Below are 26,464 nucleotides of genomic sequence, written 5' to 3'. Positions count from 1 at the left end.
GTCATGGAAATGGACCGTACTCCAGTACCACTGCGTACGTAGCGTGGCAGGTATGACAACGACCGACGCACACACGACCGACGCACGTCTTCCCGAGCACGCACCCCGCATGGACTGGGCGAAGCTGGCCCCCGAGGCCTACAAGGCCATGATCCGTCTCGACACCGCCGCGCGGCAGGGCGTCGAGCCGGCCCTGCTCAACCTGGTCAAGATCCGCGCGTCCCAGGTCAACCACTGCGCCTTCTGCCTGGACATGCACAGCAAGGACGCGCTCGCGGCCGGCGAGTCGGCGGAGCGCGTCATCCAGCTCGACGCGTGGAGGGAGTCGAAGCACTTCTACACGGCGAAGGAGGTCGCCGCGCTCGAGCTGACCGAGGCGATCACCGTGCTCACCGACGGGTCCGTCCCGGACGAGGTGTACGCCAGGGCCGCGAACGCCTTCGACGAGACCGAGCTGGCGCGCCTCATCGTCGCGATCACCACGATCAACGCGTGGAACCGCTTCGGGGTCTCCACCCGGCTGGTCCCCGGTCACTACACGCCCGGCGTCTGAGACCCGGTGATCCGGGCGGAGGCGGGGACGGCGACCGGCCCCCTCCGCCCGGCCGACCCCAGGAGACCATGGTGACCACACCGACCACACCGACCACACCGACCACACCGACCACTGCCTGTGTCCCGCCCCGCCGGCTGCCCCTGGCGCGGGCCGCCGACGAGTTCGCGCTCACCACCGCCCTGCTGTTCCTCGCGGTGACCGTCGTCCGGTGGCTGCGCGATCCGGGCTCGGCCCTGTACATCGCCGACCTGGACGTCGCGCTCGCCGTGATCGGCGCCGTCAGCGGGATCATCCTCACCGGACTGATCCTCAGCCCGCCCGGCCGGCGCAGCGGGGGACACACCAATCCGGCGGTGACGGTCGCGCTGTGGTTGATGGACGCGTTCCCCGGGCGCGGCGTCCTGCCCTACGCGCTCGCCCAGCTCGCCGGCTCCGCGGTGGGGACCGGCCTCGCGCGCCTGGTCTGGGGGCGTGCGGTGTCGTTCCCCTCGGTCGCCCACGCCGCGATCAGGCCCGCCCCGGCGTGGCACCCGGCGGAGGTCTTCCTCGCCGAGGCGGGCAGCATGGCCGTCCTGATCCTCGTCGTCGGATTCTTCATGGCCCGTCCCAGCCGTGTCCGCGCGGTGCCCTGTGCCATCGGACTGTCCGTCGCGCTGGTGATCGCCCTGCTCGGTCCCCGCAGCGGGGGCTCGATCAACCCCGCCCGCCAGTTCGGCCCCGCCGCACTCTCCGGGCAGACCACCGATCTGTGGATCTACCTGGTGGCGCCGGTGCTCGGAGCGGCACTCGGGGCCCGGGTCCACCGCCTGTTCGTCCGGCGGCTCCGCACGCGCCGGCCGGCCGGCCCGCCCGGCCCGGCGGGGACCCCGTCAGAGACGCTCGCGGCCGAGGTGCCGCACGACCCGCTCGTCCGGCAGTGACAACAGGCCGCGCCACGCGGCCGGCACGGTCGCGTGTCCGTAGCGTCATTAAGACCAGTTTGGAGAGGTTTGTACCATGTCCTGCTACCCTCGCCCCTGTCCGTCACAAGGCGGACTCCCTCGACGCGCGAAGGACTGATCCGCCATGCATGTCTTCGTCGCGGGTGCCACCGGCGCGGTGGGCCGGCTGCTCGTACCGCTGCTGCTGGACGCGGGGCACCAGGTCACCGGGATCTCCCGCACGCCGGAAGGAGCCGAGCGCGTACGGCGCCAAGGCGCGTCGGCCGTTCGGGCCGATGTGTTCGACCGGGACGGCCTGATGGAGGTCGTCTCGGCGGCCGCACCCGACGTGGTGGTCCATCAGCTCACCGACCTGTCCGGCGCGGACGGGGAGGCGACCAATCGGCTCCGCCGGGAGGGCACGCGCCATCTGGTGGACGCGGCCAGGGCCGCGGGCGTCACGAGGATGGTGGCCCAGTCGATCTCCTGGGCCTACGAGCCCGGAGAGGGACCGGCCGACGAGTCCGTGCCGCTCGACATCGGGGCGGCGCAGCCGCGCGGAGCGCTGGTCGACGGGCTGCGGGCACTGGAGGACACGGCGGCCGAGATGGACACGGCGGTAGTGCTGCGGTACGGCGTCCTGTACGGCCCCGGTACCTGGTACGCGCCGGGAGGCGCCGTCGCCGCGGCCCTGTCCGGCGACCCGTCCGCGCGGTTCCTGGGGAGCATCGAGGCCGATCTGTCGGTGAGTTCGTTCCTCCACGTCGCCGATGCCGCGCGGGCCGCCGTCGCCGCTCTCGGATGGCCGGCCGGGCCGGTCAACATCGTGGACGACGAGCCCGCGCAGGCCCGCGAGTGGCTGCCGGTCCTGGCCACCGCCCTCGGCGTGCCCGCGCCGAAGGCCGGTTCCGGGCGGGAGGGCTGGGCGCGGGGCGCCTCCAACCGGCTGGCCCGCGCCCGTGGGTGGCGGCCGGAGTACGCGACATGGCGCACCGGCTTCGCGGCTCAGGACGCCTGACCGCGCGCCCGGTGCCCGGGGATCAGGCGCCACCGACGGCGTCCCGCAGCAGCTTCATGTCCTTGGCTCGGTTCCTGGCGCCGCGGCCCTTAGAGCCGTGCAGGTAGCGGTCGAGGCGGGTGCGGACGCCGGGGTTCCCGAACTCGGCCGCCTGCGAGGCGAGGTGGATCGGTCCGCTGCCGAGTGGCGGCCCCCCACGGACAGAGCGCCCGCTCTGTCCGTGCGGGGACCGGTGGTGCCGGTCCCCGCCGTTCAGACGAGGGTCACGGCCAGTGCCACCTCGTCGGGGACCAGGACGCCCTGGTAGACCTGCTCGGTCATCGCCGCCACGCGGGGCCAGGCGAAGCGGGTCAGCGCGCGGCGGCGCCCGTTGATCCCGCAGACCCTGCGGGTGCCGGGGGCGGCGAGCAGCCCGCCGACCGCGTGGGCGAGGGCGGCGTGGGAGTGCGGCGCGACCAGGCGCCCCGTACCGGGGTCGGCCACCGTGTCCAGGTGCCCGCCCACCGCGCTGGCCACCACGGGCCTGCCGCAGGCCATGGCCTCCAACGGCACACTGCCGAACGGCTCGTAGTCGGCGGGAGCCACCACGACGTCCGCGCTGCGGATCAGCGGTGCCACCGCGGCACCGGGCACCGCTCCGGTGAACCGGACGCGGTCGGCGACTCCCATGTCCCGCGCGAGGTCGAGCAGTCGGCGCACTTCCGGGTCGTCCCCGAGGCGGCTCGCCGCCGGACCGCCCACGACGACGAGTTCCGTGTCGGGCAGCCGGGTCAGCGCGGCGACCGAGACCGCGATGCCCTTGCGCGGTGCCATCGCGCCCACCTGGAGCAGCCGGTACGGTGCCGGGCCGCGCTGCGCGGCGAGGCCGAGCGGGGTGAACCGCTCGGTGTCCACGCCCCGGGGGACGACGCTGATCTTGTGTGCCGGAACGCCCATCAGCGCCAGTTCCCCGACCTCGTCACGGCAGACGGCGATCACCCGGTCGCAGGCCAGGGCCACTTCGGTCTCCCGGACGACGCGGTCGGCCGGACGGCCGCCGAACGTCGCCTCGTACCGCCGGGTGACCGTGCCGAGTACGTGGAAGGTGTGCACCAGCGGAATCCCCAGGAGACCGGCGGCACGCAGGGAGGCCAGACCCGTCATCCAGAAGTGCGTGTGCACGATGTCCGGTTGCCGGATGCGCCAGACCCGCGTCAGGTGCCGCCCGAACTCCGGCATGTGGGGCAGCAGTTCCTCGTCCGTCAGTGGGCACGCCGGCCCGGCGGCTACGTGGTGGACCTCCACGCCTTCGCACAGCGGTACCACGTCCGGCAGACCGGGTGCGTCGCGCCGGATGTGGACGGTCACCCGGTGGCCCCGTTCGGCCAGCGCGACGGCCAGCCGCACGACGTGGACATGGGGTCCGTCGCCGTCCGGTCCGCCCGGCGGTGTCAGGGGGCTCGCGTGCTCGGAGACGAGCGCGATCGCCATGGAGTCGGCTGTGCTGCGGCGGCTCATCGGCGCACCTCCCGTCGTCGGGCGCCCCCGGTCGTGCGGGAAGCGTTCGGGCCCGTGGTGTCCGGGCGGGCTCACCGCGCGGGCTCCGGCAGCACCAGGCGAACCGCCTCCAGCAGGTCGGAGGCGAGGACCTCGGCCTCCCGGACCTCCTCGGGCAGGGTGACCGGGGTGGGGACCAGCACCGCGCTCGCGCCGGCGGCGCGGGCGGCGGCGGTGTCGGCGCCGATGTCGCCGATGACCGCGGCCTGCGTGGGGGCCACGCCGAGCCAGTCGCATGCGGCGAGCACCAGACCCGGCGCGGGCTTGCGGCAGTCGCAGACCTCGTCCCAGTGCGGGCAGACCGCCCACAGCGCGAACGGTCCGAGCAGATCCTCCACCCGCCGCTGCACCGCGACGACCTGACGCCACGTCAGTACGCCGCGCCCCACCCCGGACTGGTCGCTCACCACGCCCACCGGTATCCCCTGGGCGCGTACGGCCTCCACGGCCTCCCGGGCGGACGGCATGGGGACCACCCGGGCCGGGTCGCCGTTGTAGGGAACGTCCACGACGAGCGTGCCGTCACGGTCGAAGAGCACCGCCTGCGGGAAGCCCATGGGCGGTTCCGCGGGCACGACCCCGGGGAACAGCCACGGCCCCGGACAGGGGAGCGGCGGTCCCTGGGTGTTCCACGGGCCGAAGCGGCTGGTCACGGGCGGACCGTCCGCGGACGGGGAGGGGCGAGACCATCGGCGCCCGGCGCGACGGGAGCGTGGTCGCCGGGGAACGGGGAAGGGCGTGTCATTCGATCTCCTCCCGTCGGGCGGATACCGGTCACACGTGGCGGAAGCCTCTCCACACGATCCGGTCCGTCCCGCCCGGGGGCACCTCCGCGTACGCCGATCGGGTGAACGTCATCGGCGGTGGCCCCGGGCAGCGGCTCCGCGCCTCAGGACCGCCCGCGACCGGTGACGAAGTCGCGGACGCGGTCCACGAGGCCGAGGCCGGGGTCCAGGATCCTGTCGGCCGGAGCAGTGTCCGGAGCGCGCGGGTGCGGACGCGCCGGCGCGACATGCTCGGCCCGGCGGACCTTCTCACCGAGCGCGAACAGCCCATCGGGGGTGCACGCCTGCGCGAGGGCGGGGAACAACCGCTGCTCCTCCTCCCGCACGTGCTCGGTGACATCGGCGATCGGCTTCCGCGTGAGGTGGTCGAAGCGGGGGCTGCCGACCTCGGCGTTCTCCCGTTTCTCGAGGTCGCGCTCCATCTCCGCGTGCTCCTGGATCTCCTTGTCGTCCGGCGTGTGCCCGCCGGGCACGTGCTCGCGGACGGCCGGGTACACGGCCGATGATCCGTACACGGACGGCTGCCCGGTCCTGGAGTGCGCACGCCCCGGCCCTGGGATCGCGGCAGCCGGAGGGAGGTCTAGCGCGTCGCGGTGGGAGCGGGCAGGGGCGGGGGGTCGACCTCGACGACGTCCTGCAGGCCGACGAGGGTCACGACGCGGCGCGGTTGGCCCTGGACGCCGTGGAGGGCCAGGTGGACGCCCTCGGGCGCGAGCCGGTGCCGCAGACGGAGGACGAGGTTGACGCCGGAGGAGTCCATGAAGGTCAGTCCGGCCAGATCCAGGACGACGGACGTGCAGCCGTCGAGGTCGAGTGCTTCGTTGACGCGCGAGCAGTTGTCGATGTCCATCTCGCCGGTCAGGCTGAGGGTGAGGCGATCGGCGTGACGCTCGGGTGCCACGGTCAGGGCAGTGGTCATGGTTCCTGCTCCTTCGGGGAGCCGGAGCCCATCGCGGCATCTGTCGGGGTCGACTGCCGCCATCCGCGCGCATACCTGCGCACGCGGAGTCCAGTAAGTGGCCCGTACCTTTCCGCCGGCCGCGGGGCGGCCGGGAGGACGGCGCGGAACGTGTACCAAACCAGGCTGATGTCCACTCACCGTCCCACAACGGGAACGCGCAGGCCAGGGCCGCGATCCTCGCGAACCGCCGGCCCCACGCCCGGGGACGGCCCGCCCGCACACCCCCCGCCTGCGGGTTCACCGGCAGCAGGGGGCGCCGGACGTCGCGCCTGCTCCGGCCAATGGGCACATGTCCCGCACGTTCCCACCACGCCGTGCCCGCAACTCGGGTCGGTCGGCCGGCGACGGACTCCGGGATCCCGGTGCGCGGACCGTCAGGCGCGCCGTATCCCGCCCCGCATCCCGTACGGCTGACGCGACGCACGCGGCCGCGCCCACCGGCGCCACCAGGCGGTGGCAGGCCACGCCGCGGAGAGCAGGGTGGCCCCCCACGCGACGGCGAAGGCCCACAGGAGCGGACCGTCCTTGGTCATCGCGGCCGCCAGGAGCAGGGCGAGACTGCACCCGCCCAGGAAGGACACGAGAAGAGCGCGCGGCCAGCGGGCGAAGCGCGCCGCCGCGTCCCGCCGCAGGCTGTACGGCCGCATCGTCCGCAGCCGCCGGGCGAGTGCGCGGTCGCGCCGCAGCAGGCCCTCGATCCCGTTCAGTGCGCGGACTTCCTCGACGCTGAGCGCGCAGTCCTCCCGCATCGACGCCTCCACGGCGGGTGCAACGGGGTCCGGGCCGTCCGGCCACCCGGCTCGCTCCTACCCCGGGACCGCCCGGTGAACGGGCCGGCGGCGCGATTGACCGGATCACGCCGTCAGCGGGCCGCCCCGTCCCCCGTTTCCCGGCCCCGGTCGTCCGGCCCGCGGCGCCGTCCTCAGCCCGTCTGCGTCGCGGTCAGCAGGCGGGGCCGGGAGCGCGCGATGAGCAGGGCGACGTCGTCGCGGCAGCCGGGCAGGCGCAGTGCGGTCAGCAGACGGTCGCAGGTCTCCTCCACCGAGCGGTCCTGGGCGTGCAGGAGGTCGACCAGCACGGCGAGGCGTTCGTCGATGGGCTGGTCGCGCGTCTCGACGAGCCCGTCGGTGTACAGGACGAGCGCGTCGCCGAGGCCCAGACGGACCACGGTGTTCTGGAACGGCACACCACCCACGCCCAGGGGAGTGCCGGTCGGCAGGTCGAGGAGTTCGGGCCGTTCGCCGCCGCGTACGACGATCGGCGGGAGGTGGCCGGCGTTGGCGACGCGGCACTCGCCGCGATCCGGGTCGTAGACCGCCAGGACACAGGTGGCGATGGAGTGGTCGGCGTGTTCCCGGCCCTGGATGATCTTGTCCAACTCGCCCAGGATCTGCGCCGGTTCGAGGTTGAGGGCGGCGAGGGTCGAGGCCGCGGTCCGGAGCCTGCCCATCGTCGTGGCCGCCGGGACCCCGCTGCCCATGACGTCCCCCACGACAAGGACCGCCTTCCCGTCGTCCAGCGCGATGACGTCGTACCAGTCGCCGCCGACCTCACTGCTGGACTGCGCCGGACGGTAGCGGGCGGCGACTTCCAGACAGGGGTGGCAGGGGCGCAGCTGCGGGAGGAGGCTGCGCTGCAGGGTCTCCGCGGTGCTGCGCAGGCGCTGGTGCAGGCGGGCGTTGTCGATGCACACCGCGGCGCGGGAGGCCAGCTCCCAGGCGACGGTCACGTCGTCCTCGTCGAAGGGCTGGGGGTCGCGCGCCCGGCCGAGCCCGAGGACTCCGAGGATGCGGCCGCGGGCGATGAGCGGCACCGCCATCGCGGTGTGCACCCCGGCCTCGGCGAGGTCCGCCGCCGCGTCCGCGTCGCGGGCGATGCGCAGCAGGTCCGGGGTACCGGCGTGCGCGATCAACTGCGGACGGCCGGTGCGCACGCAGAGTGCCGCCAGGTGGCCGGGCGGATACGCCACGACGACCTCCGGTCCGGTGGCCACCCGCGCCGCCCGCGTGGGGTGGGTGGTCTTGCAGGCCAGGGCCCGGAAGACGGCGGTGTCCTCCGCGGGCTCGGTGCCGTCCTCCTCCAGCACGTCGTCGAGGACGTCCACCGCGGCCATGTCGGCCGGTTCCGGTACGACGACGTCCGCCAGTTCCCGCGCGGTCCGCTCCACGTCCAGGGAGGTACCGAGACGGGCTGAGCCGTCCGCGATCAGGGCCAGGCGCCGGCGGGCCCGGTCCGCCTCCAGTGAGGCGCTGTGCCGGTCGGTGACGTCGACCACGGAGCACGCCACGCCCAGCACGACTCCGTTCTGGTCCTCCAGCCGGTAGAACGAGACCGCCCAGGCGTGGTCGCTGTCCGGGTCCGCGGCGGTGCGGCCGACGACGTACCGGTCGACGACGGGGACGCCGGTGCCCAGGACCTCCCACAGCGTCTCCTCCGCCTGGCGGAACTCGGGCCGCGGCAGCACCTCGCGGAACGGGCGGCCGATGTGGTCGTCCTCCGGGAGGCCGTGCATCCGGGCCAGCGCCGGGTTCACGGACAGGTACCGCAGGTTGGTGTCCATGACCGCCAGGCCGATCGGCGACTGCGCGACCAATTGGTAGGCCAGCGCCAGGCCCCGCTCCATCGTCTGCAGCCGCGACCGGTCGGTGGCCAGCCCGAGCGCGTGACAGCCGCCGAGGCTGTCCGTCAGCCGTACGTTGCGGAACTCCACCAGGCGCGTGCGGCCGTCCTTGCACCGGATCGGGAAGGCGCCGGCCCAGCTCCTGCCGGTCGTCATCACGTCATCGAACAGCCGGATCGCCGCATCCAGGTGCGCGGAGTCCACGAGCAGCACGGCGGCGTACTGGCCGACGGCCTCATCCGCCGGGTAGCCGAACAGCTCCTCGGCCTGCGGGCTCCACATGTCGATGCGGCCGTCGGCATCCAGCAGGACGGCCGCGACACCGAGGATGTCCATCAGCCCGCTCGGCCCCGGCGCCATGCCCTCGGGCCGGCCCGCGTCGAGTGGCTGGTGATCCACTTCGCTCATCGCGGGCTCTCCTTTCAGCCCCACCCGGAGCGGTGGCCGCAGGCCGCAGTCAGCTGTCATCCGGCGGCCGCCCGCCGCCCCGCGGGGATGCGCCCCGATCCGGGGTGCGCGGCGGCGTACCTGCCGATGACCTCTCCGGCTCGCCTACCCGCGGGCCGTCCGGCTGAGTCATTTACGCGCCGGAGGCGTTCCGTCCCCGGTGGGCGCCGAGCCTCCCGGTCCTCAGGCGGGGTGGCGGCCCGCCACGTCGCCGTCAGGGTCGTCGGCCAGGACGACGCGGGCGGTGATGCGCTTGCCGACCGGCTGCCGGTGGACCTCGAAGCTCTGGCAGACGGCCATGATGATCTCCAGGCCGTGCTGGCCGACCCGGTCGGCGTCCGCGGCCCGGGCCACCGGAAGCGTCGTGTCGCTGTCCCACACGGTGACCTCCACCGTGCCGTCGCTGATCTGCAGTGTCAGCAGGCACGGCCCGGGGGCGTACTTGCGGGCGTTGGTCACCAGCTCGCTGACCACCAGTTGCACCGTGACCATCACCCGGTCCGAGACCGGCAGACCGTGCACCGCCTGCACATCGGCGAGGAAGTCGCGCGCGAGGTCGCGGGCCTCGGCGATCTGCTCGCTGCCCTCGTATGCGGCGGTCACCGCAATCGGTCGCGTGTCCGGATACGTCCGGTCCCCACCTCGTACAGCCTCGTACATCCAGTCCGCCTTGCCTTCGTGCCGCTTCCACACCTGCTCCGATGCGTGTGCCCCCGACAGGGCAGGATCACACCTCGCGATGTCCGGTGCCGTTCCGGGACCCGCCCGGCGGTCACCTGCCCTGGTCACGGCTGGTTCACGGACGGTCAGGTCTCAGCGGGTCCGGGTCCGGGCCACGGGCCGGTCGCCGGTGCGCGCCGTGTCCGCCGCGTCCGCCGCGGCGCGCCGGGCCACGGCCTTGCCGCGCCGGAAGAGGGCCATGCTGGCGAGGCCGAGGATCATGAGGGCGACGCCGGTCACGATCTGGCTCAGATACGCGAGCCCGGCTCCCGAGTCCTCGCCGAAGTACCCGAACGCGAAGGGTGCGGCGACCAGGCAGGCGCCGCAGAAGACGGTCAGGATGTCGCTGGCCTCGCTGCGTGTCCTCGTCACGCGGGAGCAGCCGTTGAGGATCACGACGGTGGCGAAGACCAGATCCACCATGCGCGCGCCGTTGGCGATGGGTGTGTTGGGGTAGGCCAGGGGCCAGCCCGCCGCGAAGAGCCATCCGCCGATCAGCAGCAGTGGCACGGTGAGCAGCGAGTCGCGGATGTCGATCATCGATGCGTCGTAGTGCGGCTCCACCAGGGGCCGGACCGGGGGACGGTTCGCCACGGACATGGTGCTCCCTCCTGCGCGCCGCCCGGGGGCGACCGGCGGGGGTATGGGCGTCTGTCCCATTTTCGTGCACCGTGACCGGAACGTCCTGTCGGCTGTCAGCGGGCGCCCGCGCTGTCCTCCGCGCCGTCCGCCGCCTCCGGTCCGACGAGCGTGTGGATGAGCGGGACGCGGACGAGGACCAGCGCGCCGCACACCACGAGCAGCGCGCCGAGCAGCATCGGCACGATGTACCAGCCGCCCCGCAGCCGTTCCTCGAAGACGGTGACGCCCAGCGCGAGGCTCACCGTCGCGTCCCCGAGGGTGAGCGCGGGCTGCGAGGCGACCAGGGGCCCCGACTGCATGGCGTTCTCCAGCAGGAAGACCGCGGCGACGCCGACCAGGGCGAAGCCGTAGGTCTGCCAGGCGGTGAAGAACGCCGCGGCGCCGTCGTCGTTCCAGGCCTGCGTTGCGTCCTTCAGCAACCCCGCGGTCAGCGCGTAGCAGATGGCCGCGCCGGCCCCGAAACAGCCGGCGCGCACCCGCCCCGCCGGACGGCGGACGGCGACCGCGATGAGGAGCAGGACGGCGGCGGCGCAGGCCGGCAGGGCCGCGGCCCACAGGGCCGCATGCGGCCTGTTCACCCCGCCGCTGGGCGACGCGGCCCACAGCCCCATGCCCAGCCCGACGACCATGCAGCCGACGGCGGTCCACCCGCGCGGCGGCAGCCGCCGGTGCAGTACGACTCCGGCGAGGAACAGCGCGAACGGCAGTTCCAGGACGAAGAGCGGCTGGACAAGGGTCAGCTCGCCGTTGAGCAGGGCCAGCGCCTGGAAGGCGGCCGCGGCGATCACCGCACCGAAGCCGACGAGCCACACGGGCTTGCGCAGCAGTTCCCCGATGAGGGCGAGCCGCAGCCCCTCCGAGAGCGGCACCGTACGGGCGGCGTAGCGCTGCAGTACGGTGGCCAGCGCGTTGCTGAGCGCCGCGAGGAGGGCGAACAGCACGGCAAGGATGGTCTGCACCGGGGGATCTCCTTTGCCTCACCTCCCACGTTGATCCCAAACTAATCGGTGACGTCCGTTCGGCACGCGCGCGACGCGTCGGCCGCCGCACGCGGATCCGGGCACGGCCGGATCCGGCCGGAGCACGGTCAGAACACGCGCTGGCCCTTGCCGAGGGCGATGATGCCGTTGGCCGAGGCGTGGTAGAGCTCGCGGTCCCGGTCGGGGTTGACACCGATGGTGGCCCCCGGCGGGACGGTGATGTTCTTGTCCAGGATGGCCCGGCGCACGACCGCGCCGCGGCCTATGCGGACGTTGTTGTGCAGGACCGACCCCTGCACGACGGCGCCCTCCTCGACCACGACGCCCGGCGACAGCACGGACTGGGTGACCTGGCCGGAGATGATGCAGCCTGGGCTGACCATGGACTCACTGGCGATGCCCCCGGCCACGAACTTGGCGGGCGGCAGGCGCAGGGAGTGCGTGTACAGCGGCCACTGGTCGTTGTAGAGGTTGAAGACCGGGTTGATCGAGATCAGGTCCAGATGGGAGTCGTAGTAGGCGTCCAGGGTCCCGACGTCCCGCCAGTAGCCGTGGTCGCGGGCCGTCTCGCCGGGGACGTGGTTGTCGTCGAAGTCGTAGACCTGGACCTGGCCCTTCCCGGTGAGCAGGGGAATGATGCTGCCGCCCATGTCGTGGACCGAGTCGTCGTCCTCGGCGTCCTGGTGGAGGGCGTCCAGCAGCACCTTCGTGGTGAAGACGTAGTTGCCCATGGAGGCGTAGACGTGGTCGGGGTCGCCCGGCAGGCCGGGCGGGTCGGCCGGCTTCTCCAGGAACGCCTCGACGCGGATACCATCCGCGGCCGGGGTGATGATGCCGAAGGACGACGCCTGGTCGCGCGGGACGCGTATCCCCGCGACGGTGGCGCCGGCGCCGTTCTCGATGTGCTGGCGCAGCATCTGACGTGGATCCATCCGGTACACGTGGTCGGCGCCGAACACGACGATGTAGTCCGGCTGCTCGTCGTACACGAGGTTCAGCGACTGGAAGATGGCGTCCGCGCTGCCGAGGAACCACCGCGGGCCCAGGCGCTGCTGCGCCGGGACCGGGGTGACGTAGTTGCCCAGCAGATTGGACATCCGCCAGGTGGTGGTGATGTGCCGGTCCAGGGAGTGCGACTTGTACTGCGTCAGCACGCAGATGCGCATGATGTCGCCGTTGACGAGATTGGACAGGACGAAGTCCACCAGCCGGTAGGCACCGCCGAAGGGCACGGCCGGTTTGGCGCGGTCGGCGGTGAGCGGCATGAGCCGCTTCCCCTCCCCGCCCGCGAGAACGATTCCGAGCACTGAAGGTCCGCCGCGCATCGCTTCCCCCTACCCCTGGTCCGTCGCTGTTCCCGGGTCCTTCGCGCAACCGCTCACCCGAGAGTCCGCTCGTACACGTCCACTGTGCGGCGGGCCACCGCGTCCCACCCGAACTCGGCCACCGCGCGCTCCCGGCCCGCCGCACCCATGCGGGCGGCCGTTGCGGGGTCGCCCACAACGGCGTTGACGGCGGCCGCCAGGCCCTCCTCGAAGGCGGCCGGGTCCTTCTCCTCGTACGGCACGAGTACCCCGGTGACGCCGTCCCTCACCACCTCGGGGATGCCGCCGACGGCCGAGGCGACGACCGCGGTGCCGCACGCCATCGCCTCCAGGTTGACGATGCCCAGCGGCTCGTACACCGACGGGCACACGAACACCGCCGCGTGGGTGAGGAGTTGCACCACTTCCGGGCGGGGCAGCATGCCGGGGATCCAGATCACGCCGCTGCGCGCCTGACCCAGTTGTTCCACCAGGTCGCGGAACTCCGCGTCGATCGCGGGTGTGTCCGGGGCCCCTGCGGCCAGGACGAGCTGGATGTCGGGGTGCAGACGGCGGGCGGCGCGCAGCAGATGGGGGACGCCCTTCTGCCGGGTGATCCGCCCGACGAACAGGGCGTAGGGGCGGCCGGGGTCGATGCCCTGCGCGTGCAGGACGGAGTCGTCCGGGTCGGGCCGGTACAGCCGCGTGTCGATGCCGTTGTGCACCACGTGCACGCGGGACGGGTCCAGGTCCGGGTAGGACTCGAGGATGTCGGCGCGCATGCCGTGCGAGACGGCGACGACGGCGTCGGCCGCCTCGATCGCGGTGCGTTCCGCCCAGCCGGACAGGGCGTAGCCGCCGCCCAGTTGCTCGGCCTTCCAGGGGCGCAGGGGTTCGAGCGAGTGGGCGGTCATCACGTGGGGGATGCCGTGCAGGAGCTTGCCCAGATGGCCGCCGAGATTGGCGTACCAGGTGTGCGAGTGGACCAGGTCGCGCCCCGTGAGGGCGGCGGCCATGGACAGGTCGACCGACAGGCTCCGCAGCGCCTCGTTGGCCCCGGTGAGGCCGCCGTCCGCGGCGTGCCGGAACACCCCTGCCGGGTCGTCCGCCTCCGCACCGGCCCAGCAGTGGACCTGAAGATCCGTCAGGGCCCGTAGCTCACGGGCGAGGAACTCGACATGGACGCCGGCACCGCCGTAGACGTCCGGCGGGTATTCACGAGTGAGCAGGGCCACCTTCACGGGCGCCTCCCAATTGCGTCGCCGTGTCGGGACATCCCTGCCCCGCGGAACGTCGTTCGACCCGCATTGTGCGCCGCCGCCGTCGATCTGTGGAGGGGCCGCACCCACTTCGGCCGCCGTGCGGCCCGCCGTCGTCCGCGGAAACCGTGCCGGACCGCCGGCCGCGGATCACAGGTCCACGGTCGTGCCCCGTCCCTCGCGGCGCGCCACGGCGTGGACGACGTCGGCCGCCGCGACGTCGAGGGCGGCGTGGCCGGTGGACTTGAGGACGGTCAGGCCGGCACTGTCGCCGCGCCCGGGGTGGCCGCCGGACAGGACGGAGCCGAGCAGGACCACGGGGCGGCCGGGCGGGAGGTGCCGCAACTCGTGGGCGCCGGCCGGGGGAGGGGAGGCGGCGGCGGGCCGCTCGGCGAAGGGCGTCCCCTCCCGCACGGTGTCGGCGTCGAGTTCCGGGCCGTGGGAGCCGCCGACGGAGCTGACGTGCGTGCCGGGCGCGAGCCGCGCGCGGCGCACGACCGGGCCGGTGGCAGCGGTGCAGCAGAACACGACGTCGGTTGACCTCTCGCACAGCGGCAGACGCACCTGCCTGGAGGCGGCCGAGGTCTTCGGCCGGCCGGTCTCGGTCACCCGCGTCGGATGCCGCGCGCTCGCCGACCTCCCGGTGGGGTGGGCCGACACTCTGGCCGGCGTGGGAGGCGTAGGTTCGGTGGGAACCAGGTGGGATCGGCTCCTGTGGTCACGGCGTGACGCGCCAAGGGTGCCGTTCAGTACCGTGTTCCTCGGTTTCCGTGCCGTTCGCGGCTTTTCCGGCGGCCGGGCCGGCCGAGGCCGAACGCGCACCGTCGGCGATCGAGATCGACAGCCCCTCGGTCAGCCACCTGTGAGCCACCGTCATGTTCAGCACCCGCCCGCCGGTGACGGTGCCGACCAGAGCCCAGTAGCGTTCCAGGCGGGGGTCGAAGCCCGACGACCTCGACACCAGCCCGTGCAGGTGTGCGCGGAAGGCGGGGGTGTCCGACTCCCGCCTGGCTCGCGCGTGGGCGGACACGAAGGCGTTCACCGCATCCCCGGCGCCGGGCGGCAGGCCCTCGGCCAAAGCGGCGGCCGTCGCGGCGGCGGCCTCGTCGATCTCCCCGTAGAAGGCCGGGCCGTCCCTCATCTCTTCGTCGTGGTCCTGGGTCCAGCGGGTAAAACTGGGTGTGGAGATGAGCAGATGAAGCTCGGCGTAGGCCAGGACCGTCGCGGGATCGGGGTCCTGCGGCGGGTCCGGGCAGAGCATGGCGATCATGATGTCGAGCCGTCGCTTGGGCATGGCCGCGGACAGCTCGCGATACCAGTGGTCGGTGAGGGTGCGATGCGCCTGCGGGAGCCGCTGCACGCGGGAGAGGATCTCCAGACGCCGGAGCCGTTCCTCGCTCGGGGCCTCGTCCAGGGACTTGAGTGTGGCCTGGCGCCACCGCAGTTCGGTCAGTCGCTCCTGCACCGCTTCGAGCTCGGTTGCCACCAGTTCGCCGAGGGAGCGCTCACCGGTGACCACCCGCGTGATGGTCGCGATCGGAGTGTTCAGCGCCCGTAAGCGTCTGATGAGACGGATCCGTTCCCACGCCTCAGGACCGTACCGCCGATGACCACCGGCGCTACGGCCGGCCACGGGCAGCAGACCGCTGTCGGAGTAGTAGCGGAGGGTCTTCACCGGGACCCCCGTTCCGGCCGCGAGCTCACCGATGCTCCACGTGTCCTGCGTCACAGGCTCTTGAACCTCCAGTGCACGGGAGGTCCTAGCGTACAGATCGCCGGCCACGCCGGTCCGCGCCGTTTTCCCCACTGCTCAGGCCTCGTTGCGGCCTGCCCGACCTGCCTGGTGCGTCCTCGGCCGACGGTTCCGTCGGTTCCGTCGGTCCCGTCCGATCCCGCCCGATCCCGTACGACCACGAAGGGTGGACACGTATGTCCCCGACCATGACAGCACCGCGTCCAGGCCGAAGAGACAAGCTCCGTGCGGTGCTCTTCCCCCTGCTCTGCGCGGTGGCACTCCTCGCGGGCACCGCCGTGCCGGCGACCGGCGCACCACCCCGTTCCCAGCACTCCGCGGGGCCGAGCGGCACCGTCGTACGGACCGACCACGGCCTGGTACGCGGGGTGTCGCACGGCTCGCACACCACCTTCGACGGAGTTCCCTACGCCGCGCCGCCGACCGGACCCCTGCGTTGGCACGCCCCGGTGGCCGCCGCCACGTGGCACGGTGTCCGGGACGCGACGACGGCGGCCCAACGCTGTGTGCAGATGCCGGCACCAGGTGCGGGCGGGGTTCTCGGGTCCGAGGACTGCCTCTACCTCAACGTCACGGTGCCGACGGCAGAGCCGGCCGGGCAGAAGCGGCCCGTGCTGGTATGGATGCACGGCGGTGCGTTCCTGGGCGGTTCCGGCAGCGACTACGACACCGCACAACTGGCGGTCCGGGGCGACACGGTCGTCGTCACGGTCAACTACCGGTTGGGGATCTTCGGTTACTTCGGCCACCCCGGGTTGGGCTCCGCCCCACCGTTCGGCCTGGCGGACCAGCAGGCCGCCCTGCGCTGGGTGCAGGCGAACGCCGAGCGCTTCGGCGGCGATCCGGGCAGGGTCACGCTGTTCGGTGAGTCCGCGGGCGCCCTCGGCATCTGTGCGCACCTCACTTCGCCGACGGCCGCCGGACTCTTCCAGCGGGCTGTACTCCAGAGCGGTTCCTGCCTGATGTCCTTCCCACGCGGCGCTCTCGGACCCGGGACACCGGCGTACGAGCCGTTTGCCTCACAGCGCGATGTCCAGACGGCGGGTGCGGAAGCCGCACGGCAACTGGGCTGCTCAGCGGGTGGCGGGGACGAGGCGCTGGCGTGCCTGCGGGCACAGAGCACGGACCGCCTCGCCACGGCGCAGCTGATGCAGGCCTTCAACCGGCCCGCCTTCGGTAACGGGCTGCTGCCCGTGGCGCCGGACAGGGCGTTGGTGTCGGGACGCTTCCACCGAGTGCCGGTCATGCAGGGCACCAACCATGACGAGATGCGGATGTTCGTCGGCCTGTCGCTCGCCGCGTTCCCGATCCGCACCGAGAGCGACTACCGAGCCCGTCTGGTGGACACCTTCGGGCTTGCGGCCCCGGCCGTCGAGGCGGAGTATCCGCTCGCACAGCACCCCACGCCCGCACTTGCCTGGGCCGCGGTGCTGACCGATCGATCCCTCACCTGCACCACACTGGCCGCCGGCCGGGCCATCGCCGCTCATGCTCCCGGCCTCCCTCTCTACGGCTATGAGTTCAGCGATCCGGACGCGCCTGTCCTCACCGGTCTGCCGGCGAACCCGGGCTTCCCCTACGGTGCGGCGCACGGCTTCGAGATGCCGTTCCTGTTCTCCTCCTTCCCCACCGAACAACCGCTGACCGGCGCCCAGCGCTCCCTGTCGGACCGGATGGTCGACTACTGGGCGAACTTCGCGCACACCGGCACTCCGGACACCCCCGGCGCCCCGCGCTGGCCTGTCCTGCGCCCTTCGTCACCTCTCGCGCAGTCGGTGCAGTCGTTGGCTCCCGGACCAGGCGGAATCCACCCCGTCGATGCGCATTCCGCCCACCACTGCTCGCTCTGGGACCGCCTGCCCCGGTGAGCCTCCGCGCCCAGCGGACCCGGGCGCCACGGCGCAGAGGCCGATCGGTCCCGTCGGCGACGGCGACGCCCGCCACGCCGGTCCTGACGACGGCGCCGCCGAAGTCGAGGCGGTCACCGAGGCCGACCCCCCAGCCGGCGACCCGGCGGACCTTCCCGGCCGGAGTGTCAGGCGCCCGGCGTCCCGTCGTGGACGGTGACGAAGACGGCGCGCGCCTCGGCGCCGTCGGGCAGCTGCCAGCGGGCGTCGACGTGCCCGAGCCGACCGCCGCCCGGCGCGTCGGTGCCCGCGCCGGGGCGCAGGGCGCGGACCACCCGCAGGACCAGCCGCTCCGCCGGGCCGGAGCCCAGGACGACGTCCGTGGTGCCGTCGGGGCCGTCCGCCACGGTGCCGGAGCCGGGGGCCGGGGCCTGCGCGGGCCCGGTCCAGGAGCGGCCGACGGTGGGATCGGGGGTGTCGCTCACACTCTGCGCCTGCGCCTGTGCCTCACCGCGGACGAAGGCCGCCAACTGGCCCACGAGCACCGGGTCGTGGGTGCCGTCGTACACCCAGCGCGTGCCCAGCACGCCGTGCTCCGTCGTGCCGATCAGGGCGTGTTCGGCCGCGGCCAGAGGGGCCGCGCGGTAGGTGAGGGGCACGTGGTAGGCCGCCGCGTCCGCGTCGGTGACCACCATGAACTCCAGGCCGACCTCGCCCTGGGGGTCGTCCAGACGGAAGCCGCCCGCCTTGGTCAGTTCCGGCCGCCCGCCCGCGCCCGCGTACCACGGCTGCCGGGGGAGCCACTCGGTGAGCAGTTCCAGTTTGGTGGGCGACAGCGTGGTGCGGTGAATCAAGGACATCGCCTGTGAAGCCTTCCCCTCGGCGGACGCGGTGCGCCCATCGTGTCATCCGTGCCGAGGGCCGGAGAGGGAAGGTCGCCGGTTCAGCCGCCGGTGAGCGCCTTGTCGACCTCGGTGACGAAGGCGTCGAGGTCGTCCGGCGTGCGGGAGGTGACGAGGGTCCAGCCGCCCGTCCTGTCGCTGACCACCGGCTCGTCCACCCAGGACGCGGCGCCCGCGTTGCCGATGTCTGTCCGCAGGGAGGCGTACGAGGTGAGGGTCTTGCCCCGTACGGCGTCTGCCTCCACCAGCGCCCAGGGACCGTGGCAGATCGCGGCGACGGGCCGGCCGGAGGAGACGAACGACCGGACGATGCCGATCGCGTCCTCGTTCTGGCGGAGCGCGTCGGCGTTGATCGTGCCGCCGGGGATGAGGAGCAGGTCGAAGTCGGTCGGGTCCACCTTGTCGAAGGTGGTGGTCGGCCGCACCGTCCTGCCCGGGTCCTTGTCCCCGACCAGGGTCACGATGGGCTCGTCGGCGGCCGCGGCGATGGCGACGTCGGCGCCTTCGTCGCGTACGTGCTCGGTGGGGACGACGAGTTCGTCCTGCTCCACTCCGTAGTTGGTGGCGATCGCCAGGACGCGGTGACCGCTGAGTGGCTTGTCGGCCATGGTGCTGCCTTTCACGAGTGCCGCGGTGCGGCTGCTGGACAGACGGCGCATGCCCGACCCTCCGTACCGGAAACGTGCATGATGAACCCTTTGCGATGAATGTGCCATTCATTGGCATATGCCGGGCCGCCTCGGGGTGCGGCCGACGTCCGCGCCGTCCGCGCCGTCCGCGCCGGGATCCGTCACCGTGCGTGACCGCGTCCCCATGCCTCGTGATCGTTGACCCCCGCTTGGCCGCGCGCCGCCGTGCCCACGCCAATCCGTGTCGATTCGGACGACTCAATTGCCCCAACAGGGGTATTTGATGGTCGAAAAGCCCGAAATGAGCGGAGATGGTTTCGATGGCCTACACGCGACCGAGCATCGAGGAGCACCCGGACCTTCTTGAGCTCCGCGCCGAGTACGAGCGGACGACGGCGACCAACCGGGGGCAGGCGATCGAGGCCATGGGCCTGGTCACAGGCACCTACCTGGCCGCGTCTCCATGGATCGTCGGCTTCAACGGCCTGTCGACGATAGCGGTCGCCAATCTGATCGCCGGTGTCGCGTACGCCATGCTGATGGGCGGCGTGGGGCGGGCGTTCGAGCGCACGCACTCCATGGCGTGGGCGGCGGCGATCATCGGTCTGTGGACGATCATCTCGCCGTGGTGCATCGCGGGAGACGTCGCCACGACTCGTACGATCATCAACAACGTGGTCGTCGGCGTCATCATGCTCGTTCTCGCGCTGGCGGCGGCGACGATGCGCCCCGGCGCAAGCCGCATGCGGCGCGAGATGCCCGACAACCCCACACCGGGCCGGCGCGTCTGAGCGGCACCCCGCGCAACCTCCACCGGCGGTTTTCTGGACCACCGGGACGGGGAACGGCGGAGGGCGGCACCGCTCGTCGGTGCCGCCCTCCGCGTTGTCGCCTCTCTCCGGGACTGACGTAGCACTCGCGCCCTCCCGGCGGTCTACTGGGAAGTGGCCTCGCCGACGTCCGCCCCGCACCGACCGGGCGGGGCGGCGACCTCGAGAGCCACTCATGTGCCACACGCACCCAGCAGGCGACGGGAACGAGGGCGGCATGTCGGTGGAGGAGCCGGAACTGCGGCAATTGCTCGCGGGTCTGACCGCGGTGCGCGACGGCGACTTCGGCACCCGCCTGCCCGGCGGCGGGGACGGCCTGCTGGCCGAGATCGCCACCGTGTTCAACGGCATGGTCGACCAGCTGTCGCTCTTCACCTCCGAGGTGACCCGTGTGGCCCGGGAGGTCGGCACCGAAGGCGCCCTCGGCGGCCAGGCGGACGTGCCCGCCGTGTCGGGGACGTGGGCGGACCTGACGGACTCCGTCAACGCGATGGCCGGCAATCTGACCGCCCAGGTCAGGAACATCGCGCAGGTCACCACCGCGGTCGCCAGGGGCGACCTCTCCCAGAAGATCGACGTCGACGCGCGCGGCGAGATCCTGGAGCTGAAGGAGACCGTCAACACGATGGTCGACCAGCTCTCCTCGTTCGCGGACGAGGTGACGCGGATGGCCCGGGAGGTCGGGACCGAGGGCAACCTCGGCGGCCAGGCCGACGTACAGGGCGTGTCCGGTACCTGGCGGGACTTGACGGACTCCGTGAACTCCATGGCGGGCAATCTGACCGCCCAGGTCAGGAACATCGCCCAGGTCGCCACCGCGGTCGCCGGGGGCGATCTGTCCCAGAAGATCAGAGTGGACGCGCGGGGCGAGATCCTGGAGCTGAAGGAGACGGTCAACACGATGGTCGACCAGTTGTCGGCCTTCGCGGACGAGGTGACCCGCGTGGCCCGGGAGGTCGGCACCGAGGGCAACCTCGGCGGGCAGGCCACCGTGCGCGGCGTGTCCGGCACGTGGAAGGACCTCACCGACAACGTCAACGTGATGGCCTCCAACCTGACCGGTCAGGTCCGCTCCATTGCCCAGGTGGCCACCGCGGTGGCCCGCGGCGACCTCTCGCAGAAGATCACGGTCGAGGCGAAGGGCGAGGTGGCCGCGCTGGCCGGGGTCATCAACACCATGGTCGACACGCTCTCCGCGTTCGCCGGCGAGGTGACCCGCGTGGCCCGCGAGGTCGGGACCGAGGGCCGGCTCGGCGGCCAGGCCCGCGTGCCCAACGTGGCCGGCACCTGGAAGGACCTCACCGACAACGTCAACTCCATGGCCAACAACCTGACCGGTCAGGTGCGGAACATCGCCCAGGTCACCACCGCGGTCGCGGGCGGCGACCTGTCGCGGAAGATCGATGTCGACGCCCGCGGCGAGATCCTGGAGCTCAAGACCACCATCAACACCATGGTCGACCAGCTCTCCGCCTTCGCCGCGGAGGTCACCCGGGTCGCCCGCGAGGTCGGCAGCGAGGGCCGGCTCGGCGGCCAGGCCGAGGTGGAGGGCGTGTCCGGCACATGGAAGCGCCTCACCGAGAACGTCAACGAACTCGCGGGCAACCTGACCCGGCAGGTCCGGGCGATCGCCGAGGTCGCCAGTGCGGTCGCCGAGGGCGACCTCACCCGCTCGATCACCGTGGACGCCTCCGGGGAGGTCGCGGAGCTCAAGGACAACATCAACGCCATGGTCGGCTCCCTACGCGAGAGCACCCGCGCCAACCGCGAGCAGGACTGGCTGAAGTCGAACCTGGCCCGTATCTCCGGTCTGCTCCAGGGCCACCGGGAACTGGACGTGGTGGCGGAACTCGTCATGGACGAGCTGACCCCCCTCGTCAACGCCCAGTACGGCGCCTTCTACCTCGCCGAGGAGACCGAGGACGGCACCGTCCTGCGGCTGGTGGGCTCCTACGGACCGCCCGCCGGGTCCCGCGCGGGGGAGCGCTTCGCACGGGGCGAGTCCCTGGTCGGCCAGGTCGCGCGCAGCCGCCGCACGATCGCCGTCGACCAGGTCCCGGCGGGCTACGTCATCTCCTCGGGTCTGGGGGCGGCGACCCCCGCCGGGCTCATCGTGCTGCCGGTCGTGGTCGAGGAGCAGGTGCTCAGCGTGATCGAGCTGGCCTCCTTCTCGGGCTTCACGGCCGTGCACCGCGACTTCCTGGAGCGGCTGAGGGAGACCATCGGCGTCAACGTCAGCACCATCCTGGCCAACGCCCGCACCGACGAACTGCTGGAGGAGTCCCAGCGGCTCGCCGGGGAACTGCGCGCCCGCTCCGAGGAACTGCAGGTGCAGCAGGACGAGTTGCAGCGCTCCAACGCCGAGCTGGAGGAGAAGGCCACGCTCCTGGCCGCCCAGAACCGCGACATCGAGACCAAGAACCTGGAGATCGAGCAGGCGCGCCAGGAACTGGAGACCCGGGCCCGCGAGCTGGACCTCGCCTCGACGTACAAGTCGGAGTTCCTGGCCAACATGAGCCACGAGCTGCGCACGCCGCTCAACAGCCTCCTGGTCCTCGCCCAGTTGCTGGCGCAGAACGCGACCCGCAACCTCACGCCCAAACAGGTCGAGTACGCCGGCATCATCCACTCGGCCGGCTCGGACCTGCTCCAGCTGATCAACGACATCCTCGACCTGTCCAAGATCGAGGCCGGGAAGATGGACGTCAACGTCGAACCGATCCCGCTGCGGCGGATCGTGGAGTACATCGAGGCGACCTTCCGGCCGATGACCACCGAGAAGGGACTCGGGTTCGACGTCGTCGCGGGGTCCGGCGTCCCGGGCGAGCTCAGTACCGACGAGGCCCGGCTGCGCCAGGTCCTGCGCAACCTGCTCTCCAACGCGGTCAAGTTCACCGAGGAGGGGCAGGTGCGGCTGCGTGTGGAACAGGCGACGGCCGGTGAACTGCCCCCCGACGTGGACGCCCGGGACGGGGCCATCGCGTTCCGCGTCACGGACACCGGCATCGGCATCGCCGACCGGCAGTTGGAGACGATCTTCGGCGCCTTCCAGCAGGCCGACGGCACCACCAGCCGCAAGTACGGCGGCACCGGCCTCGGGCTGTCCATCAGCCGTGAGATCGCCCATCTGCTGGGCGGCGCCGTCACGGCCCGGAGCACCCTCGGCAGCGGCAGCACCTTCACCCTCTACCTGCCCGTCACCCGCACGGCGCGCGCCGTGCGGGAACCGGAACCGGAGCCGGCCCTCGGCCGTGCCGCCGCCATGGAGCCCTGCTGCGACGACGGCGCGACCGCCGACGCCACCGGCGGCCCGGTCGAAGAAGCCGCGACGACACGGTTCGGACGCCTGCTCCTGGTGGTCGAGGCGCGCCCCCGCGGTCTGCTGTCGCTGGTCGCCGAGAGCGCCCTCGCCGACCTGGTCACCGGCCCCGGTGCGCCGCGGCCCGAGGAGGCCGTCGGCATCGTCACGGCCGTGGGCGCGCCGGAGGCGGCCGCCGTGCTCAAGGCCCAACCCGCCGGGCTCGTCGAGTGCGTCGTGCTCGACCTCGGACTGCCGCACGGCGAGGCCGCCCGCGTCGTGCGGGACCTGCGGCAGGACGCCGCGCTGGCGTCCGTTCCCGTGCTGGCCTACCGCGCCGGCGCGGGCGACGCCGAGCCGGACGAGGTGGTGCGGGCCCGGGCCGGCGCACAGCGGGTGGAGCTGCTGACCGGTCTGGACGCCCTGCGCGAACGCATCGCCGGGCACCTGGCCGCCCGGCGGCCGCAGGACGCGACGCGCGCGCCCCGGCCGCAGGACTCGCCGCGGCAGGCGGAGAGCGACGAACCCGCCCCGCCCTCCCTGGCCGGGCGGACGGTCCTGGTGGTGGACGACGACGCCCGCAACATGTTCGCCATCACCGGCATCCTGGAACTGCAGGGCATCCACGTCCTGCGCGCGGACAACGGGCGCAGCGGCATCGAGACGCTCCTCGCGCACCCCGAGGTCGACCTCGTGCTGATGGACGTGATGATGCCGGAGATGGACGGCTACGCGGCCACCGCCGCGATCCGCGGCAGGCCCGAGTACGCCGGACTGCCCATCATCGCGGTCACCGCCAAGGCGATGCCGGGCGACCGCGAGAAGAACCTGGCCGCCGGGGCCAGTGACTACGTCACCAAACCCTTCGACGCCGACGACCTGATCGCCCGGGTGCGCTACTGGCTGACCCCATGACACCGTCCGCACCGTCCGAGGGACCCCCGCCGCCGTGACCGCCCCCGACACCCCGGAGCCGGCCCGCCAGGACCCACCGACCACGCCGCCGAGCATGCCGCCGGACGCGACACCGTCCGCGGCCGCCGCCGGGCGGCTCGCCGTCACCGTGGAGCGCCTGCGGCAGCAACTCCAGGAGGCGCAGGCCGAGGCCGACGGCCGCGCCCTGGTCGAACTGGCCAAAGGAGTGCTCGTGGCACGGCTGGGCTGCGGCCCCGCCGAGGCGGCCCGGCAACTGGCCCGGCTCGCCGACGCGGCAGGCGTCTCACGCCTGGAGCTGGCGGCGGAGGTGGTCAACGACGCTGCGCACGACGGCATCACCGACGCCGTCGGCGACGTCGCGGCGCGCGATCCGGACGCGGACGCGGCGGACAGCGGCGGGTCCCCGCCCGGGGTCCGCCTGCGCACCGCGGAGAGCGGCGCCCTGGCCGCCACGGACAGCCAGAGCGTCGCGGCATCACTGCTGGAGCACGCCCTGGCGCCGCTCGGCGCCTGCGCGGTGGCGATCTGGGCGGCCGGACCCGACGCCTCCCTCACGCTGGCCGGCCACGCCGGCTACACCGAGGCCGAGGCGCGGCGCTGGCGGTATGTGCCGCCCACCGTGGCGACCGTCGCCCGGCGGGCCGTGGACGAGCGCGGGGCGCGCTCCTTCCCCGCATCCTCCGCTGCCCCGGTTGACCGGGCTGCCGCGGCTGCCCCGGCTCCGGAAGGGGACGTGCCCTCGATCCGGCCGGAGTGCGGCGCGGGCGGCCGCATCGCGGTGCCCGCGGGCGCGGGCGGGCGTGTCGACGTCGTCCTGGAGATCTGCTGGCCGGAGCAGCCGCCCGCACTGTCCCCGGCGTTGCTGCGCCAGCTCGACGCCCTGGCCGAACTCTGCGTCCACACCCTGGTCGCCGCCCCTGCGGCGCAGGGCCCGCTGCCCGTCGACGAACTCATCGACATCTGCGACGCCATCCACGACCCCGCGCTGGTCCTGACGCCGCTCACCGGCGCCGACGGCCGCGTGACCGACTTCCGCATCCGTCACACCAACGGGCACTTCGTGGACCCCGCCGGACGCCCCCGAGGCGCCGTCACCGGAGCGACCCTCCTGGAGGCCTACCCCTCCGCCGCGGGCGACGGACACCTCTTCGACAAGGCCGTGCGGGTCCACGCGACCGGCGAACCCTTCCACGCCGAGCAGATGGCCTTGGGCTCGCTCGTCGAGCACGTCGCGCTGACCGTCGTCGCCGAGGTCGGCATCAGTCGGCACGGCCCGCACCTGCTGCTGATCTGGCGTGTCGAGGACGAGACGGCCCGGCTGGCCGGCCTTCTGCAGCACGCCCAGCGCCTCGGCGGGCTGGGCGGCTTCGAGGAGAACGTGCGCACCGGCGACATCACCTGGAACAGCGAGCTGTTCGCCCTCTACGGCAGGAACGAGCACTCCGCCCCGGTGCCCCTGGAGGATCTGCGCCTGCACGCGCACGCCGACGACTCCGCGGCCATCGGCCGCTTCCTGCGCACCGTCTCGCGCCACCACCGGCCCGCCTCCGTGGCCTTCCGGCTGCGGCGCCCCGACGGGGTCACCCGGCACATCCGCGTCGTCGCCGAACCGGTGCTGGACGCCGACGGCCGGCTGCTCGCCGTACGCGGGGCCTACCAGGACGTCTCCTCCCAGCACTGGACGGAGGTGGCGCTCGCCGCGACACAGGACCGGCTCGCCCACTCCGAGGAGCAGGCCGCCGAACGCGACCGGCTGGCCCTGCAGTTGCAGCACGCCATCATGCCCCCCACACACGGGCCGCTGGACGCCCCCGGCCTGGAGGTGGCCGTCCGGTACCGGCCGGCGGAGACGGAGTCCCTGGTCGGAGGGGACTGGTACGACGCCGTCGTGCTGCCGTCGGGCCACGTCCTGCTGTGCGTCGGCGATGTGGCGGGGCACGGGATCGAGGCCGCGACGAGCATGGTCGTCCTGCGCAACGCCCTGCGCGGGCTCGCCGTCACCGGCGCGGATCCCGGGCAGCTGCTGTCCTGGCTCAACGTCGTGGCGTACCACCTGACCGACCGCCTCACGGCCACCGTCGTCTGCGGCCTCTACCTCCCCGCGACGCGCACCCTCCGCTGGGCGAGGGCCGGCCACCTTCCTCCGGCCCTGTTGCGGGGGGAGGAGGCGACCACCCTGCCGCCGGGGCAGGGCATGCTGCTCGGCGCGGTTCCCGAGACCGCGTACGAGGAACAGGAGGTCGGCCTGCGGCCCGGGGACACGCTGCTGATGTACACCGACGGCCTGGTCGAGCGCCGGGACAGTTCCATGACCGACTCGGTGGCCCACCTGTTGGCGACCGCTCGCGACGCCGCCCCGTCCTCCCTGGAGCACCGCCTCGACCGGCTCCTCGCCGGCAGTCGCTCCGACACCGACGACGACGCCTGCGTCATCGGCATCCGTGTGATCTGACGGGCCGTCCGGCGTGCCATCCGGTCGGCACGGAGGCCGTGTCGGACATAACGGCATGAAGTCGGACAC

The 26,464-nt window shown here is 73.0% G+C and carries 23 protein-coding genes; 7 read left to right on the top strand and 16 right to left on the bottom strand.

What is annotated here, in order from left to right; genetic code table 11:
* Nucleotides 1-52: 52 nt before the first annotated feature.
* The 3 genes from PV364_RS01150 (at nt 53) to PV364_RS01140 (ending at nt 2,494) form a co-directional block, all read left to right on the top strand.
* A complete protein-coding gene (locus PV364_RS01150; RefSeq protein WP_319657634.1) occupies nt 53-553 on the top strand; it encodes a carboxymuconolactone decarboxylase family protein in 501 nt (166 codons plus the stop codon).
* 68 nt (nt 554-621) lie between these two features.
* Entirely contained in the window at nt 622-1,476 is an 855-nt protein-coding gene (locus PV364_RS01145; protein ID WP_319657633.1) for an MIP/aquaporin family protein, read from the top strand.
* Between the two features lie 145 nt (nt 1,477-1,621).
* Nucleotides 1,622-2,494, top strand: coding sequence for an NAD(P)-dependent oxidoreductase (locus PV364_RS01140; protein WP_319657632.1), 873 nt, complete (start codon nt 1,622-1,624; stop codon nt 2,492-2,494).
* Nucleotides 2,495-2,516: 22 nt separating this feature from the next.
* Here PV364_RS01140 and PV364_RS41185 read toward each other — a convergent pair whose 3' ends face one another.
* The 14 genes from PV364_RS41185 to PV364_RS01075 form a co-directional block, all read right to left on the bottom strand.
* Complete coding sequence (locus tag PV364_RS41185) at nt 2,517-2,663, bottom strand: 4-hydroxyphenylacetate 3-hydroxylase C-terminal domain-containing protein (protein WP_415924518.1); 147 nt, start codon at nt 2,661-2,663, stop codon at nt 2,517-2,519.
* Between the two features lie 83 nt (nt 2,664-2,746).
* Nucleotides 2,747-3,991, bottom strand: coding sequence for a glycosyltransferase (locus tag PV364_RS01135; RefSeq protein ID WP_319657631.1), 1,245 nt, complete (start codon nt 3,989-3,991; stop codon nt 2,747-2,749).
* A 71-nt stretch (nt 3,992-4,062) separates the two neighbouring features.
* Nucleotides 4,063-4,683 carry an HAD-IIIA family hydrolase gene (locus PV364_RS01130; protein WP_401975895.1) on the bottom strand — a complete coding sequence of 207 codons (621 nt, stop codon included), beginning with the start codon at nt 4,681-4,683 and terminating at the stop codon, nt 4,063-4,065.
* 236 nt (nt 4,684-4,919) lie between these two features.
* Nucleotides 4,920-5,312 (bottom strand): hemerythrin domain-containing protein, encoded by a 393-nt coding sequence (locus PV364_RS01125; protein WP_319657630.1) that lies wholly within the window; start codon nt 5,310-5,312, stop codon nt 4,920-4,922.
* A gap of 83 nt (nt 5,313-5,395) precedes the next feature.
* The gene (locus tag PV364_RS01120; RefSeq protein ID WP_319657629.1) at nt 5,396-5,734 is read right to left on the bottom strand and encodes an STAS domain-containing protein; all 339 of its coding nucleotides are present in this window, start codon (nt 5,732-5,734) and stop codon (nt 5,396-5,398) included.
* Nucleotides 5,735-6,150: 416 nt separating this feature from the next.
* A complete protein-coding gene (locus PV364_RS01115) occupies nt 6,151-6,525 on the bottom strand; it encodes a hypothetical protein (protein WP_319657628.1) in 375 nt (124 codons plus the stop codon).
* A 173-nt stretch (nt 6,526-6,698) separates the two neighbouring features.
* Entirely contained in the window at nt 6,699-8,804 is a 2,106-nt protein-coding gene (locus PV364_RS01110) for a SpoIIE family protein phosphatase (RefSeq protein ID WP_319657627.1), read from the bottom strand.
* A gap of 222 nt (nt 8,805-9,026) precedes the next feature.
* Complete coding sequence (locus tag PV364_RS01105) at nt 9,027-9,503, bottom strand: ATP-binding protein (protein ID WP_319657626.1); 477 nt, start codon at nt 9,501-9,503, stop codon at nt 9,027-9,029.
* A 153-nt stretch (nt 9,504-9,656) separates the two neighbouring features.
* On the bottom strand, nt 9,657-10,163 hold the full coding sequence (locus tag PV364_RS01100; protein WP_319657625.1) for a hypothetical protein: 507 nt from the start codon (nt 10,161-10,163) through the stop codon (nt 9,657-9,659).
* A gap of 95 nt (nt 10,164-10,258) precedes the next feature.
* Nucleotides 10,259-11,164, bottom strand: coding sequence for a DMT family transporter (locus PV364_RS01095; RefSeq protein WP_319657624.1), 906 nt, complete (start codon nt 11,162-11,164; stop codon nt 10,259-10,261).
* Between the two features lie 128 nt (nt 11,165-11,292).
* Nucleotides 11,293-12,510 (bottom strand): glucose-1-phosphate adenylyltransferase, encoded by a 1,218-nt coding sequence (gene glgC / locus PV364_RS01090; RefSeq protein ID WP_319657623.1) that lies wholly within the window; start codon nt 12,508-12,510, stop codon nt 11,293-11,295.
* 53 nt (nt 12,511-12,563) lie between these two features.
* Nucleotides 12,564-13,730, bottom strand: coding sequence for a glycogen synthase (gene glgA / locus PV364_RS01085; protein WP_319657622.1), 1,167 nt, complete (start codon nt 13,728-13,730; stop codon nt 12,564-12,566).
* Nucleotides 13,731-13,898: 168 nt separating this feature from the next.
* Nucleotides 13,899-14,357: a hypothetical protein gene (locus PV364_RS01080; RefSeq protein WP_319657621.1), complete on the bottom strand. Its 459-nt coding sequence runs from the start codon at nt 14,355-14,357 to the stop codon at nt 13,899-13,901.
* A gap of 109 nt (nt 14,358-14,466) precedes the next feature.
* Nucleotides 14,467-15,531 carry a MerR family transcriptional regulator gene (locus tag PV364_RS01075; RefSeq protein WP_319657620.1) on the bottom strand — a complete coding sequence of 355 codons (1,065 nt, stop codon included), beginning with the start codon at nt 15,529-15,531 and terminating at the stop codon, nt 14,467-14,469.
* A gap of 200 nt (nt 15,532-15,731) precedes the next feature.
* Between PV364_RS01075 and PV364_RS01070 the strand changes: the two genes are divergently transcribed.
* Complete coding sequence (locus tag PV364_RS01070) at nt 15,732-17,369, top strand: carboxylesterase/lipase family protein (RefSeq protein WP_319657619.1); 1,638 nt, start codon at nt 15,732-15,734, stop codon at nt 17,367-17,369.
* A 167-nt stretch (nt 17,370-17,536) separates the two neighbouring features.
* On the opposite strand, the gene PV364_RS01065 is transcribed toward PV364_RS01070, so the two are convergent.
* Both PV364_RS01065 and PV364_RS01060 read right to left on the bottom strand, forming a co-directional pair.
* Nucleotides 17,537-18,208 (bottom strand): maltokinase N-terminal cap-like domain-containing protein, encoded by a 672-nt coding sequence (locus tag PV364_RS01065; RefSeq protein WP_319657618.1) that lies wholly within the window; start codon nt 18,206-18,208, stop codon nt 17,537-17,539.
* A gap of 83 nt (nt 18,209-18,291) precedes the next feature.
* Nucleotides 18,292-18,858, bottom strand: coding sequence for a DJ-1/PfpI/YhbO family deglycase/protease (locus PV364_RS01060; protein WP_319657849.1), 567 nt, complete (start codon nt 18,856-18,858; stop codon nt 18,292-18,294).
* 341 nt (nt 18,859-19,199) lie between these two features.
* On the opposite strand from PV364_RS01060, the gene PV364_RS01055 reads away from it, so the two are divergent.
* The 3 genes from PV364_RS01055 (at nt 19,200) to PV364_RS01045 (ending at nt 26,395) form a co-directional block, all read left to right on the top strand.
* Nucleotides 19,200-19,670: an SPW repeat protein gene (locus PV364_RS01055; RefSeq protein WP_319657617.1), complete on the top strand. Its 471-nt coding sequence runs from the start codon at nt 19,200-19,202 to the stop codon at nt 19,668-19,670.
* 256 nt (nt 19,671-19,926) lie between these two features.
* Nucleotides 19,927-23,922, top strand: a complete 3,996-nt coding sequence (locus PV364_RS01050; protein ID WP_319657616.1) for a HAMP domain-containing protein — start codon at nt 19,927-19,929, stop codon at nt 23,920-23,922.
* A gap of 94 nt (nt 23,923-24,016) precedes the next feature.
* Nucleotides 24,017-26,395, top strand: coding sequence for a SpoIIE family protein phosphatase (locus tag PV364_RS01045; RefSeq protein WP_319657847.1), 2,379 nt, complete (start codon nt 24,017-24,019; stop codon nt 26,393-26,395).
* Nucleotides 26,396-26,464 lie beyond the last annotated feature (69 nt).

The organism is Streptomyces sp. MI02-7b, assembly GCF_033793585.1.
In the GTDB taxonomy this organism is placed as follows: domain Bacteria; phylum Actinomycetota; class Actinomycetes; order Streptomycetales; family Streptomycetaceae; genus Actinacidiphila.
This window is presented reverse-complemented; position numbering and strand designations above follow the sequence as displayed.

Excerpts from the sequence above, each read along its gene's own strand:
- PV364_RS01110 (WP_319657627.1), bottom strand. The coding sequence starts at position 8,804 with ATGAGCGAAGTGGATCACCAGCCACTCGACGCGGGCCGGCCCGAGGGC.
- PV364_RS01065 (WP_319657618.1), bottom strand. The coding sequence starts at position 18,208 with ATGTCCTTGATTCACCGCACCACGCTGTCGCCCACCAAACTGGAACTG.
- PV364_RS01055 (WP_319657617.1), top strand. The coding sequence starts at position 19,200 with ATGGCCTACACGCGACCGAGCATCGAGGAGCACCCGGACCTTCTTGAG.
- PV364_RS01140 (WP_319657632.1), top strand. The coding sequence starts at position 1,622 with ATGCATGTCTTCGTCGCGGGTGCCACCGGCGCGGTGGGCCGGCTGCTC.
- PV364_RS01145 (WP_319657633.1), top strand. The coding sequence starts at position 622 with ATGGTGACCACACCGACCACACCGACCACACCGACCACACCGACCACT.
- PV364_RS01105 (WP_319657626.1), bottom strand. The coding sequence starts at position 9,503 with ATGTACGAGGCTGTACGAGGTGGGGACCGGACGTATCCGGACACGCGA.
- PV364_RS01150 (WP_319657634.1), top strand. The coding sequence starts at position 53 with ATGACAACGACCGACGCACACACGACCGACGCACGTCTTCCCGAGCAC.
- PV364_RS01060 (WP_319657849.1), bottom strand. The coding sequence starts at position 18,858 with ATGGCCGACAAGCCACTCAGCGGTCACCGCGTCCTGGCGATCGCCACC.
- PV364_RS01120 (WP_319657629.1), bottom strand. The coding sequence starts at position 5,734 with ATGACCACTGCCCTGACCGTGGCACCCGAGCGTCACGCCGATCGCCTC.
- glgC (WP_319657623.1), bottom strand. The coding sequence starts at position 12,510 with ATGCGCGGCGGACCTTCAGTGCTCGGAATCGTTCTCGCGGGCGGGGAG.
- PV364_RS01045 (WP_319657847.1), top strand. The coding sequence starts at position 24,017 with ATGCCGCCGGACGCGACACCGTCCGCGGCCGCCGCCGGGCGGCTCGCC.
- PV364_RS01100 (WP_319657625.1), bottom strand. The coding sequence starts at position 10,163 with ATGTCCGTGGCGAACCGTCCCCCGGTCCGGCCCCTGGTGGAGCCGCAC.
- PV364_RS01115 (WP_319657628.1), bottom strand. The coding sequence starts at position 6,525 with ATGCGGGAGGACTGCGCGCTCAGCGTCGAGGAAGTCCGCGCACTGAAC.
- PV364_RS01135 (WP_319657631.1), bottom strand. The coding sequence starts at position 3,991 with ATGAGCCGCCGCAGCACAGCCGACTCCATGGCGATCGCGCTCGTCTCC.
- PV364_RS01050 (WP_319657616.1), top strand. The coding sequence starts at position 19,927 with ATGTCGGTGGAGGAGCCGGAACTGCGGCAATTGCTCGCGGGTCTGACC.